General features: G+C 46.4%; 9 protein-coding genes. 4 read left to right on the top strand and 5 right to left on the bottom strand.

Annotation, left to right across the window (positions count from 1 at the left end):
• Window positions 1–1439 (bottom strand): translocation/assembly module TamB domain-containing protein (locus L865_RS25920; RefSeq protein ID WP_245608460.1); only part of this gene is annotated, 1439 nt, incomplete at its 3' end.
• 197 nt (window positions 1440–1636) lie between these two features.
• Window positions 1637–2482, bottom strand: a complete 846-nt coding sequence (locus L865_RS0117225) for a D-hexose-6-phosphate mutarotase (protein WP_028774384.1) — start codon at window positions 2480–2482, stop codon at window positions 1637–1639.
• Window positions 2483–2719: 237 nt separating this feature from the next.
• Between L865_RS0117225 and L865_RS0117230 the strand changes: the two genes are divergently transcribed.
• Complete coding sequence (locus L865_RS0117230; RefSeq protein WP_028774385.1) at window positions 2720–4510, top strand: acyl-CoA dehydrogenase C-terminal domain-containing protein; 1791 nt, start codon at window positions 2720–2722, stop codon at window positions 4508–4510.
• Between the two features lie 197 nt (window positions 4511–4707).
• On the top strand, window positions 4708–6669 hold the full coding sequence (locus L865_RS24635) for a methyl-accepting chemotaxis protein (protein WP_084632574.1): 1962 nt from the start codon (window positions 4708–4710) through the stop codon (window positions 6667–6669).
• 4 nt (window positions 6670–6673) lie between these two features.
• Here the strand turns inward: L865_RS24635 and L865_RS0117240 are convergent, their stop codons facing one another.
• On the bottom strand, window positions 6674–7303 hold the full coding sequence (locus L865_RS0117240; protein WP_037471462.1) for a DUF938 domain-containing protein: 630 nt from the start codon (window positions 7301–7303) through the stop codon (window positions 6674–6676).
• A 485-nt stretch (window positions 7304–7788) separates the two neighbouring features.
• Here L865_RS0117240 and L865_RS24105 point away from each other — a divergent pair, with 485 nt between their 5' ends.
• The gene (locus tag L865_RS24105) at window positions 7789–8304 is read left to right on the top strand and encodes a GNAT family N-acetyltransferase (protein ID WP_051484675.1); all 516 of its coding nucleotides are present in this window, start codon (window positions 7789–7791) and stop codon (window positions 8302–8304) included.
• A 105-nt stretch (window positions 8305–8409) separates the two neighbouring features.
• Here L865_RS24105 and L865_RS0117250 read toward each other — a convergent pair whose 3' ends face one another.
• Both L865_RS0117250 and ggt read right to left on the bottom strand, forming a co-directional pair.
• Window positions 8410–10590, bottom strand: coding sequence for a M3 family metallopeptidase (locus L865_RS0117250; protein WP_028774388.1), 2181 nt, complete (start codon window positions 10588–10590; stop codon window positions 8410–8412).
• A 456-nt stretch (window positions 10591–11046) separates the two neighbouring features.
• Entirely contained in the window at window positions 11047–12777 is a 1731-nt protein-coding gene (gene ggt, locus L865_RS0117255) for a gamma-glutamyltransferase (RefSeq protein WP_028774389.1), read from the bottom strand.
• Window positions 12778–12859: 82 nt separating this feature from the next.
• Between ggt and L865_RS0117260 the strand changes: the two genes are divergently transcribed.
• Window positions 12860–14068, top strand: coding sequence for a GNAT family N-acetyltransferase (locus L865_RS0117260; RefSeq protein ID WP_028774390.1), 1209 nt, complete (start codon window positions 12860–12862; stop codon window positions 14066–14068).
• Window positions 14069–14080: the final 12 nt, after the last annotated feature.

Consider the following 14080-nt stretch of genomic DNA (forward strand, 5'->3'; position numbering starts at 1 on the left):
TCCTTATCCTTATCCTTATCCTTATCCTTATCCTTATCCTTATCCTTATCCTTATCCTTATCCTTATCCTTATCCTTATCCTTATCCTTATCCTTGTCGTTAGCGTGTTTGTCTGCACTGTTGTGCTGCAAATGATGGGTTTGAGTTTGGCTTGGCGCAGAAGCGAGCGCAAATGGACCTGTGTGTAACGATAGTTGCCAGTCAAATGGTAGTGGTTGGTTACTGGCTGCCAAATCAGCACGTAAAGGTATTGATTGTTCGCTACTCATTTGCAATTGGCTATGCAGTTGCGGCAAGGACAAGTTGGCGTTTAGTGTCACCGGTGCTAACTGTAGATTGGCTAAATCGATCGCGATTGGGGTGCTGTCGAGTGTCAACGTTGCTGTGGGTTCTGTTTGGTTAGTACTCGGTGTCACGCCGTGATTGACTGCTGAATGGGGCGGTGCAATTTGATTGGGCTTGGTACTCCATTGTGCTATTAGCGACTGCAAATGAGGCGTAAAGTTATCTTGTGCCAATTGCTCGACACTGGCCAATGGCAACTGCAGCGCATAATGCGAGGTATCGAGTGTCAGTATCAGCTGATTCACTGCGCCGTTGATAGTAAAGTCGAGCCCTGGCTGTCGCGGTTGGCTAGCGTTAAAAGCACGTAGCTCAGCGCTGTAATCACCTTGCCAGAGCCATTCAAATGGCGTTATCTGATGGCGAGATGTTAGCTGGGCATTGTTTAGTGAAAGCGTCGCTTGGCTATGCAGACTGCCGTTTAACACTAATGGCAATTGACTGAACTGGTGCAGAGAGTGCAGTCGAGATTGTGGTTGCTCAGCGCCTGCTATCTTACCTAGGGTGGTGGTTAACTTTTGCAGCGACTGCAGATCTATCGTCGAGTCCAGTTGCCAGCGCTTTGGTGCCAGCGACACATCAATCTGAGCAAGCAGCTGCTGATTATAATTGGCCGCCAGTCGCAGGTTAGCCTGCTCATCAAAGGTTAAGTAGTCTATGTCAACAGTGCTGTGCAGTGCACCGGGCAAGGTTAGGCTGATATTACCCAGCACCACTTGCGGTAACTGGCTGACATCTAACGCTGCAGATGGACCTTGCTGGTCAATCTGATTGGTTTTGTTATTGAGCAAGCTTGCACTGAGATCGACGGTTAATGATTGCACCGCAAGGTAATCAATCATTTCGGTGGTCAGGCTAAACCAAGGGCTAGCGGGCTTTCTCACTATGTCTATACCGTTGGCGTGAATTTTAGTGCCGTTAACCGTTAGCGATATCTGCTCAATATGCCAGTGATGTGGGCTAGAGAGCGAGAAACTAACCTGGTCGATTTGTGTGTGGTAAGGGCGCAGGAATCGATTGGCGATATCACGAGTTAAAGTTTCGTAATATTGCGTCAGCACTGCAGCTGAACTGATAACAATGATACAAAGCAGCACAAAGATTGCTGCTAGGCGCCGTTTATTCATCGCGGATAGGAAAGTTGTCGCTGCCAAAAGAGTGAGTGTATTGAGTGTAAATCAACTGCTAGGGTCAAAGGAAATAGTATTGGTAAATAAACAATATAAACTTTTGGATGGGCGTAAATGATAGCGCTACTGCTTATTTGCCTGTAGCGCTAATAAGATTATTTAGCTTACTGCCACGCTATGGTTGTGGTTAATTCATGGCTGTCGCCAGGCGCTAAGGTCACTTTATCTTCCAATACATTCGCGGCCTCTAGACACACCATGGTTTTATAATCATCGCTATTAAATCGTGATAATCGTTGCGACTTTTCAATCCACGGGTTCCACAGTACTGCTGACTGGCTATTTTCACGGCCGACTTCAATGACACCATCGGCAGTGTGCAGAGTTTGCAGCGGTGATAACTGGGTGTACACACGGTCCGTTTCACGATCAAAAATCACTTCGTCGCTTGGCTGTTTATAGGGGCCGTCGCCAAATTCAATATACTGTGAATCACTAAAGCCTGCGGCTTTAAGTTGGCTGATATCGCCGATAGGGAAATAGGTGTGCAACGCTTGAGTAAAACTCACCGGATAATCCGCATGGTTGGTGTTTTTCAATGTCACTTTAAGGGTGTCGGTGAGACTGAATAATAATTCAACTTGGGTATTATGCGGCCAATAAAGTTTATCGGCTTCACTGATTGCCAACGTAAAACGCAGATCCACGGCTTGATTGTTCATTTTTACCGACTCAAGCGCCCATAAACGGGTACGAGCAAAACCATGTTGCGGCCAGTCAGGGGTATCGCTCATGCCAAACCACGGCCAGCACACAGGAATACCACCACGAATACCACTTCCTGGTTGGTAGTCATCGGCATCAGACACCCAAAGTAGCGGCTTTTTACCCGCGGGTTGAAAAAAGTCTATTTGTGCACCTTGAAGAAAAATGCGTGCTTTGCACAATGACGTATCAACATCGACATACTCCAATCCATTGGCGTGCTTCTTTGTCGTAACTGAACCCATGTGGTGCTCCTCATTCCTAAATACAGGCCCGAAGGCGGAATAATCATTCATCAAGCTTACTGATTTTTTCCCCAATAAATAAGGGCTTGTTGTGCTGATTTTTGGTTAAGCTTGTTCTAAAAACTAAACAAAGCAACATAATTGCTGTGTTTTTACTCATACTTGGGTACAGTGGTCAGAGCACTGACCAAAGAAGTCAGTCATTGTCGTTGCAACATAATAACAAAGGAGTGGGGAATGCCGACATACCAAGCACCGCTAAGAGACTATCAATTTATTCTTAATGAATTATTAACAATTAACAATAAAACTGAACTTGCAGGTTTTGACGAAGTGGACAGCGAACTCGTTGATGCCATTTTGCAAGGTGTGGCAGATTTTACTACTGAAGTCATGTTACCGCTTAACGGTGTTGGCGATATACAAGGCTGCAAGCTAGTTGATGGCAAAGTGATCACCCCCGATGGATTTAAAGATGCCTATCAGCAATATGTTGATAATGGCTGGGCGACCCTCACCAGTGACCCCGACTTTGGTGGTCAAGGATTACCTGAGGTGGTTGGGGTGTTCGCCACAGAAATGAATACTTCAACTAACATGGCATTCGCCATGTATCCGGGTTTGACCCACGGTGCCTATGCGGCGATTCATGCCCATGGCAGCGACCAGTTAAAAAACAAATATTTAGAAAAACTGGTGAGCGGCGAGTGGACAGGCACCATGAACTTGACCGAATCTCACGCTGGCACAGACTTGGCGTTATTGCGCACCAAAGCACAAGAGGTGGGCGATGATACTTACACAATCAGTGGTGAGAAAATTTTCATTTCATCGGGCGATCATGACTTAGCTGAAAACATTGTGCATTTGGTGTTGGCCAGACTGCCTGATGCCCCCGCGGGTGTAAAAGGCATCTCCTTGTTTGCAGTACCTAAGTTCTTGGTCGATGATGATGGCAGTTTAGGGGCGCAAAATGGCGTACAAACCGCGGCGCTAGAGCATAAAATGGGCATTCATGGTAACTCTACTTGTGTGATGGTGTTTGATGGCGCCTTAGGCGAATTGATTGGCGAGCCCCACCAAGGGTTGCGGGCCATGTTCACTATGATGAATGAAGCGCGTCTAGGGGTTGCCGTTCAAGGGTTAGGTGTTTCTGAAATCGCTTATCAGAATGCGCTTGAGTACGCCAAAGAGCGTATTCAAGGCCGCGGATTAAGCGGAGTGAAATCGCCGGATAAAGCCGCCGATTCCATTTTGGTACATGGCGATGTAAGACGTATGCTAATGGCCCAAAAAACCTTCAATGAAGGCGCAAGAGCCCTTTTAGGTCAACAAGCGCTGTGGATAGATGAATCCCATCGTCATCAAGACGCCGCGCAGGCAACCAATGCTGCTAAGTTGGCAGCCTTGTTTACACCCGTTGCCAAAGGTTTTGTCACTGATCAAGGCTTTAAAGCCTGTGTTGATGCTCAGCAAGTCTTTGGTGGCCATGGTTATATTCATGAGTGGGGCATGGAGCAGTTTGTCCGAGATAGCCGTATTGCAATGATTTATGAAGGTACTAATGGTGTACAGGCGCTTGATTTAGTTGGGCGTAAGTTATTGGCTGACGGCGGCGCTGCGCTGACGTTATGGTCTGATCAATTAAAGCCATTTTTAGCTGAGCACATGGGCAATGAGGCGATGAAAGAGTATATCGTGGCATTGATGGATGCCTCGACTGACTTAGAAAAAGCCACCCATTTCATTGTGGCGAATGCACAGAAAAACCCAGATATCATAGGCGCTGCATCTATGCCTTATATGCAAATATTTGGTATCACAGCGCTCGCATGGATGTGGAGCAGGATGGCGGTGGTGTCTCTTGATGCTATTGCCAGTGGCCAAGGTGACAAGGCTTTTTATGAAAATAAATTGCGTGGTGCTAAGTTTTACATGCATTACTGGGCAGTGCAGACCCGCAGTTTGCGTAAACAGGTTGAAGCCAGCAGCCAGTTACTGACAGAGTTCGATGAAAGCCACTTTTAATTTGTTGTCGCAACCCCTAGTAGAGCTTGGTTACTGAGCCAGTACATTGTGGCCAGTTTGAGCGCGACAGCAGCGTTCAAACTGGCGACTAAGCGTCTTTAGCGGCCACAGAGTGAATTAATTTTAAATAAAAAGAAATATCTATCGCGTTTTGCAGGTCTATGTTATCGGCATGTTGAGAAAGGATACTGCGATAGATGACAAACCCAATACTTGCGATAGGGATATCCCTAGGAAATCGCCTCACGTTTAAACACAAATTTGTGGTGCTAGCACTCGTCACTTTAACCCCGTTGTGTTTCGGCGCGATTTATTTAGCCAATTTGCAATATCAGCAGGTAAACGCGGTCGAAAGTGAGCGTACTGGCATGCAGATGCTCATGGATGTCGCCCAATATGATCAATGGTTAATTCAAGCACGCCAATCCCAGTCATTTGAAGCCAATACTTTTACCCGTTTTGTTGACCAACAACGTGGTCAAGGGCATTACAGCTCGGCTACCGAGCGCCAGCAAATGAGCTTACACAATGACAGTTTAATCAGCGTGGTGAAATCATCGCGCCAGGCTGATGCTGTAGTCGAATCCCTTGCAGACCGTTTGGTTGAAATTAAAGAAGATATTGGCGCTCAAAGTGGTTTAACGTTAGATAAGCAGCCCGATGGTTCCTACCTGGCGCAATTGTACGTTAAGCAGTACCCGTTATTGCGTGACTATCAGTCTCGCTTAGCCAGCACCGTCGTTGATATTTTGCAAAACGGGTTTAACCCCACTAACTACACTCAAGTTGTGGCTCTGAACAATCGCACCTTAGAGTTACTCACGCTTAGCCAGAAAACCGTGCAAAGATTATCTCAGCTGCAGGTCGCCGGTTTATCATCGTTACTTGATGAGCTAACACTCATGCAGCAACAAACAGCCAGTTTAAGTAACTTGGTAGAGCAGCAGATCATCAATCCTGATAGCCCACAAGTCACGCTTAGCAGCTTTGCTAGTCAAAACCGCGTTGTCGCGACCCAACAGCAAGCGGCATTGCAGTTAGTGGCAGAGCAGTTGTCTAGCAACCTTGCTGAGCGAGTTGTTGAGCAAAAGGGCATGATGTGGCTGTTACTGGTGATGTTGGCTTTAGTGGTGACTACCAGCGTGTATTTTTTATGGACCTTTTATTATGCCATTGCCAACAATGTTAGCCAGATTAAAACGGCGATGGCCGCGATGGCAGAGGGTAATCTTACCGAGCCAGTAACGGTAGCTGGGCGGGATGAGTTTGCTGCAATAGCGACGGCTTTTAACACCATGCAAGCCAGTGTTAAAGCACTTATTACCGAAGTTAAACTGCTGAGTGAAGAGGTGCTCGATGCCAGTAATGCGGTTAATAATGTCACCGATGAAGTGGCCGACACCCTAAAAGCACAGCGACTACAAACCCAAGATGTATCGATAGCCATTGAACAAGTTGTCAGTTCAGTTGAGCTGGTTGAAGGCAGTACGCAACAGGCGGCAACCATCACCGACAGCGCTCATGCTAACGTGCTTGACGGCCAGCAAGTGATTACACAAACCGTAACCGGTATTAATGATATTGCAACTGAAGTTAGCCGTGGCGCACAAGTGATCCACCGTCTTGCTGATCACAGCCTAGAGATTGGTAAGGTGGTCGATGTCATTCGCTCTATTGCTGAGCAAACTAACCTGTTAGCACTCAATGCGGCCATTGAAGCGGCCAGAGCTGGTGAAGCGGGACGCGGCTTTGCGGTTGTGGCAGATGAAGTTCGTACTTTGGCCAGCCGCACCCAAAGTTCAACATCAGAGATTCAAACTATGATTGAGTCTGTTCAAGCGGGGGCAAATGAAGCGGTTGTGGCCATGGACAACGGTGATAAACAAGCTGAGCAAGGCGTCGTGCAAGCCAGTGCGGTTAGTGAAAGCATCAGTGGATTAACCAGCAGTGTGAGTCAGATTGTCAGTATTACCGACGAAATTCGTACAGCTGTGAGCGAGCAACGCCTCGCAGCCGCTGAAATGAGCAGTAAAACTCGCGCGATTGATAGTGATGCCCAAGCGGCGCTAAATACTGCCCAAGGCGCCAGCGAGTTAGGCCAACGCTTGGCCAATGATGCACAGCAACTGGCTAAGCATATTGCCGGTTTTAAAGTTTAAACGCTTACTGCGCCGCTGATGCTATTGCGTTGAAGTGCAGTAAACGATTGTTGGCGGGCATGGCATGGTCTTGCTGCATAACAAAACCGTGTGTGGTGGCTAATTGGACGACCCATTCAATGTCGCGAATAGCACTGTTAGGATCTCGCGCTAGCAACCATTGGTCAAAGTCGCGATTGCTATCGCTGCTATATTGGCCATGGTAATTAAATGGCCCGTAAATGCACAAAGACCCATTAGGTTTTATCAATTGCTCTGCGAGCGCAAAGAAGCGTGCCACCAAGGCTTTATTCATTATGTGCAAGGTATTGGCAGTGTATATGCCATCAAAGCGTTGCTGTAACAGCTGCTCATTGGGGTTAGCGACATCGGCAGCCACTGCGAGTGGCAGGTTTGCTAATTTTGAGGCTGCGATGCGTAAATTAAGCCCGTCTAGGTAATGGGGTTGATCGCTGCATTGCCAAGTTAGATGCAACATCTGCTGAGCAAAATAAGCGCCATGCTGACCCGTCCCTGCACCAATTTCCAATATATGCTCACTCTGGTTAAATATTTGGCTAAGCTTTTCAAATATTGGCTGTTTATTGTTTTCACAGGCTTGAGAAAAAGGTAAATTCATTGGAGTATTAGGCATGTATGCTATTGGCTTTGCTCGTTACTGTAGCGCGAATAGCATTAAGTGAGAAGCGCCTATTTAATTGGGTTCAGTAAGATAATGCAACGTTGTGGGGCACACTTTCAATGGTGAGCCTTTGCTAACCCTTGTATCGGTGGGAATTTATAGTTATACCAATCAGTATAAGAATTTGATCTACTCAGCGCGCTTTGGGCAAACTAATTCAAGGCGAATGATTGAAACAATGGTTGTTCCCTTGTGAAATTATTCAACGCAGAAGTAGGCAGCCTAAAACGCGCCAGAATGGCGAGTTTTAGCGATTCTGATACTGTGTTAACGAGCTTAACCGTAGAATAACTATGCTCTTCACTCGTTGCAAACCACATGGATGTGGTGAATGTCATTAATGCAGGAGCATTTAAGGACCTTACCTCAGAACCGCTAAATTCTCGCTGAGTGACTAAATGTTTATACTGATTGGTATTAAAGGATAGGGATTAACTATGGAGTTGGTTGACGTTGAGCAGCAGCACATAACCACGTTGATGTCATGGATTGATGATGAAGCAGCATTGTATCAGTGGGGAGGGCCTGGCTTTCGCTATCCCTATGATGAACAAAGTTTTAGTGACGATTTACAGTTAAGTAAAATGGCGTCTTATGCACTGGTGGATAACGGTGAACTGGTGGCGTTTGGTCAGTGGTACCCGCGCTGGCATTGCATCCATTTATCACGCTTAATTGTTGCCCCTAACTTTCGTGGTAAACGAAAAAATGGTGAAAAGTTTAGCCATTTGTTGGTCGATCAATTGGTAAAAGTTGCGCTGGCCAACACGGATATTTTACCGGGTTGTCAAACATCGTCGTTGTTTGTATTGGCGTACAACAAGGCCGCATTGAAATCTTATCAGCAGCTTGGGTTTGAAGTGTGGTCATGCCCAGAGCCATTGCCGATTGAAGACTGTTTATATATGCGCCGCAGTGAAAATATAATGGTAGATGAACAAGGGCAGGGTTAGCTGAACAAGCACGTCAATACCGTTTATGCTATAGGCAAAAAAAAGCATGGCCTCAGGCCATGCTTTTTAAACTAATGGGTTAATTAGCGCAGTAGGCTTTTGCTGTTACAGCAGTCCACGACTGCGCAGTAAAGGCTCAATACCCGCTTCTTTTCCGCGGAACTGTTTGTACAGTTTCATCGGATCGTCACTGCCACCTTGAGATAAGATGTTATCTCTGAAAGCATCTGCAGTTTTCTTATCGAAGATGCCGTTCTCTTTAAAGGCTTCAAAAGCATCAGCACCTAGGATATCTGACCATAGGTAGCTGTAATAACCCGCTGAATATCCACCAGAGAAGATGTGCGCAAAGTAGGTGCTACGGTAACGAGGTGCAATCTCTTCAATTAGCCCCATTTTCTTTAAGCTGTCTGCTTCAAATTTCGCTGCATCTTTTGGTGTAAAATCAGTCAGTGTATGCCAGTCTAAATCAAGTTTAGTTGCTGCCATGTACTCAACCGTCGCAAAGCCTTGGTTGAACTTGCTGGCCGCTTGAATTTTTTCGACGAGTTCTTGTGGGATCACTTCGCCAGTTTTGTAGTGCTTAGCAAACTGCGCCAACACTTCAGGCTGAGTCATCCAGTTTTCCATCACTTGTGATGGAAACTCTACATAGTCACGTGGCACAGAGGTACCAGCTTGTGAGCGGTATTTAACGTCAGACAGGATACCGTGTAGCGCATGGCCAAACTCATGGAACAAGGTACTGGCTTCGTCGAACGTCAATAATGAAGGCTCACCTGCAGCAGGGCGTGGGTAGTTAAGTACGTTAACGATGATAGGCATAGAGTCTACACCATTCATGTTGTACTGCTGACGGTAAGAGTTCATCCATGCGCCGCCACGCTTACTGTCGCGTACATAGTAATCGCCAAGGAAGATAGCCATAAGTGAGCCATCTTTGTCATACACTTCCCAAGTACGGACTTCATCGTTGTATGTTGGTAGATCGGTGCGCTCTTTTACGGTAATTCCAAACAGGCGGTTAGCGGTGTAGTACACCCCTTTTAAGGTACTTTCTAGCGAGAAGTATGGGCGAGTTTGTTGCTCGTTAAAGTCATACTTAGCTACTCGAATTTTATCTGAATAGTACCACCAGTCCCACGCGGCTAGCTTGAAGTTGCCGCCTTCGCTGTCTATCAGCTTTTGCATTTCAGCGACTTCGGCTTCAGCTTGATTTAGTGCTGCTGGCCATACTTTGTTTAGCAATTCATACACATTTTCTGGTGTTTTAGCCGTACGCTCTTCAAGTACAAGGTGTGCATGGGTTTTGTAGCCGATTAGCTGGGCACGCTCTGCGCGTAATGCCGCCATTTTGGCAAGAATCTTCTTGTTGTCATTGGCGTTATCGTTATTGGCACGCTCAATGTATCCTTTGTAGATAATTTCACGTAGGTCGCGGTTATCGGCATAGGTCAAAAACGGCGTAATAGAAGGGCGAGAGGTGGTAAATACCCACTTGCCTTCGTGGCCACGCTTGGTCGCGGTTTGAGCGGCAGTGGCAATCACATCTTGCGGCAGGCCGGCTAAATCGGCTTGATTATCGATCACCAATTCAAATGCGTTGGTTTCTGCCAGTAGGTTGTCACCAAATTCTAAGCTTAGTTTACCAATTTGCTCGTTTAAGCCGCGTAGCTTGGTTTTATCTGCTTCGCTTAGGTTAGCACCGCCGCGGGTGAACCCTTTATAGGCATCTTCAAGCAACTTAGCTTCTGAATGATTGAGGTTAAGCGAATCTTTTTGCGCATACACCGCTTTTACACGTTGGAATAGTTTGTCGTTAAGACGAATATCATCAGATGCGGCGCTAAGCATTGGCGACACTTCTTTAGATAGTTTTTGCAAATCTTTATTGGTGTCGGCACTGGTTAAGTTATAAAACACGCTACTGACACGATGGACAAGATCACCGCTAAATTCCATTGCTTCAATAGTGTTAGCAAATGTCGGTGCATCAGGGTTGTTTACGATGGCTGCAATTTCAGCTTTTTGCTGAGCAACACCGGCTTTGAATGCGGGCAGGTAGTGTTCAGTCTTTATCTTGTCAAAATCAGGGATGCCGTATGGCGTGTCATAGGGCTTAAAGAATGGGTTGCTAGCGTTGTTTTCAATGATTTGCTGTGCAACCACATTGGGCGCTTGGTTAGCGTTATCGGTAGCTTGTTGGTTATCAGTATTGCTACATGCACCTAAGGCAAAGGTGAGCGCCATGGCTGTTACGATTGGTTTGAGGGTTAATCCCTTCATTATGTTATCCCCGAATTGTTGCTCGTGTGTTGTGTCGACAAGGTATTTGTCTAATCTCGCCAAGATTAATTGGTATTAAAAAAGGTGATCCAGATCTCGTTATACGTCAGTTAGCTTAAACCGGCGTTAATACTTTTGTTGTCGCAGTTAAAGGATGTTATTTAACATGTCTAGGGGTGTTAAATCCAATAAATAGCCCATTTGTTTGTAACAAATGTTTCGGTTGGGTTGTTTTTGGCCATTTACTCGACCGGTTATGAGGTTTTATTCGATGATTTAAGCAATGTTGATATAAGAAATATCGAGGATAATCCAGCACTCAAGCTTTCTGCTCGTCTTTAATGCCGCCTTGTGGCTTAAAATGGATTCAAACTAGTTTGTTAGCAAGTTAATAACCGTAAAGCAGTCAACTTTTGCTAAGCAGACTGCGATACGGTTATTAATACAACAGTTGAGTTAGTGTCCGGCTGTTAGGCTGCCGGCTCTGCGGGGATCTGATGCACCATAGATCCCGTCCTCTGTGACCATAATTGACTGGGTAGAGCCAATAGCATTTTTAACTTTAACTTTATGGCCTTTTTGTTCAAGCAAGGAGATGGTGTCTCGATTTAAACTGCGCTCGGCGCGGATCACGTCCGGTAGCCATTGATGATGAATACGCGCCGCTTGGGTGGCTTCTGCAATATTCAAATCATGGTCAATCACATTCATAATGATCTGTAGCGTAGTAGTAATGATTCGAGAACCGCCTGGGCTACCCGTCACGATAAAGGGTTTGTTATCTTTCATCACAATGGTGGGGGTCATCGAGCTTAGCGGTCTTTTATTACCCGAGACAGCATTGGCTTCGCCACCAATTAGCCCATAACCGTTAGGTACACCGGGTTTTGCTGAAAAGTCATCCATCTCATTGTTAAGTAATATCCCTGTGCCTTCTGCTACCAGACCTGAGCCGTAACTGAAGTTAAGTGTATAGGTATTGGAAACTGCATTACCCCACTTATCAACGACAGAGTAGTGTGTTGTTTGGTCGCTTTCGTACGGGTTTAGGTTGCCAGGTTTTATCTCGCTACTGGGGGTCGCCTTGTTGATGGTGATATCAGATGCACGAGATTTGGCGTATGCCTTATCGATAATTTTGTCGACCGGCACCGATACAAAATCAGGATCGCCCAAATATTCACTGCGATCGGCATAAGCACGCTTCATCGCTTCAGTCATTAAGTGCAAGGTGTCAGCGGTATTGTGGCCAAGCTTATCTATTGGGTAGGGTTCAAGCATGTTGAGCATTTCGATAACATGCACACCACCCGATGAGGGCGGTGGCATCGACACCACCTGATAGCCGCGGTATTCGCCAACCACAGGCTCTCTTTCAACCACATGGTAGTTGGCTAAATCGGCTAAGGTCATATTACCGCCTGCAGCGGAAATGGCTGCGATTAGCTTTTCGGCTGTCGCGCCCTGATAAAATCCTTTGCTGCCATGTTCACTAATTAGGCTCAGTGACTTGGCTAAATCTTTCTGCACTAATGTTTCGCCAATATCATAGCTGCGACCATCTGGATGATAAAATATTGCTGCAGAGCTTGGCCAGCGGCCAATACGTCGTTTCAGCCCTGCCAGTGAGGTGGCAAGATCTGGGGTGACACTAATGCCTTTTTCAGCCAGTTCTATTGCCGTAGCGATAACCTGTTTCATCGACATTGTGCCGTATTTTTCGAGTGCCAACTCCATGCCCATTACCGTGCCAGGCACCCCTACAGCTAAGCCATGGCTGCGGCTCCAGTCGCTGTTAACATTGCCTTTTTCATCTAAAAAGATATCTTTGTGGGCAGCACTCGGGGCTTTTTCTCGATAATCAATGGCAATGGTTTTTTGCTCTTTGGCTAGGTGAACCAGCATGAACCCACCGCCACCTAAGTTACCGGCTCTTGGTAGGGTGACGGCTAAGGTAAAACCAACCGCAACCGCAGCGTCAACTGCATTGCCACCTTGTTCTAGAATGGCGACGCCAGCTTGAGTCGCGAGTGCTTCTTGACTTGAAACCATGCCGTGTTTTGCCCACACAGGTTGAGAGGTGGCAGCATGACTATAAATTGATGATTCTTTTGCAATACTGACATTGCTTGCAATGAGTGGCAAAGTAAGCGTAAGGATACAGCATAAGGTCTTAGCGGCGCGCATTATCATTCCTTTGCGTCTTGTGTTTTAGGTCAACAATGTGACGCCTATCGCGTCGAAAATCAACCTTAAGGAGCAAGATTAATTGGATGAGTTGAGTTTTAGGTTGGTTGATAGCATTGAGCAGATTGGCCAACAAACATGGGCTGCGATAGTGGGCACTTCCATGCCGTTTATGCGTTATGAGTTTCTGTCTGCACTAGAAAGTAGTGGGGCGGTGTCAGCGAAAACCGGTTGGAAGGTGCAACATCTACAGGTCATGCACCAGCAAGATGTGGTTGCCTTAATGCCGCTATATGAGAAGTATCACTCCTATGGTGAGTATGTATTTGATTGGGCTTGGGCTGAAGCCTATGAACGTAATGGCTTAGAGTACTACCCTAAACTGGTTAACGCGGTGCCTTTTACGCCGGTGATTGCCAGTAAACTCGCTATTGCTAAGCATTTTGATGACGAGCAACAACAACAGCTCGTGACCGTGCTGGTTAACTTTATTACCGGCAAAGTTAGCAGTGGTCAGTACTCGGGCTGGCATAGCTTGTTTATTACGCCGCAATTGCTAGCGCAGTATCAGTCAAGTGCATTGATTGCCCGTTTAGGGACGCAGTTTCACTGGTGTAATCGCGATTACCATCATTTCGATGATTTTTTGGCCGCAATGACAAGCCGAAAGCGTAAGAATATCCGCAAAGAGCGTCAATGTGTTGCAAAGCACAATCTCAGCTTTGAAATGCTAGAAGGAGAGCAGATCACAGCTAATGATTGGCAGGCGTTTTATCACTGTTATATGCACACGTATCTGAAGCGCTCCGGCCATAGTGGTTACTTGAATCAAGCGTTTTTTCAAACCTTAGGCCGCACAATGCCCGAGAACGTGCGCCTATTGATGGTGTATCAGCACAGTGACAAGCCAGTCGAGGATAGCAGTGAAAATACCGAACCTGAGTTAATCGCTGCGGCGCTGTTTTTTGTGTCTGACACCCATCTATACGGGCGTTATTGGGGCGCACTCAAAGAGATAGACGGGTTGCACTTTGAAACCTGTTACTACCAAGGGATTGATTACGCAATTAACCAAAACTTGCAGGTGTTTGATGCTGGCGCACAAGGTGAGCATAAAGTGTTGCGCGGCTTTGAACCGGTCGCCATGCATTCGGTGCATTATATTGAACATCAAGCATTTAGCACAGCGATAGAAGATTTTTGCGGGCAAGAGCGGCACAACATGGCGCAGTACATGTCGCAGTTAGATGAGCTCTTACCCTATAGAGAGCCTGTAAAAGAGTCCGACTAAGTCGGCATAGCA

The sequence above is a fragment of the Shewanella waksmanii ATCC BAA-643 genome, from assembly GCF_000518805.1.
Lineage (GTDB): Bacteria > Pseudomonadota > Gammaproteobacteria > Enterobacterales > Shewanellaceae > Shewanella > Shewanella waksmanii.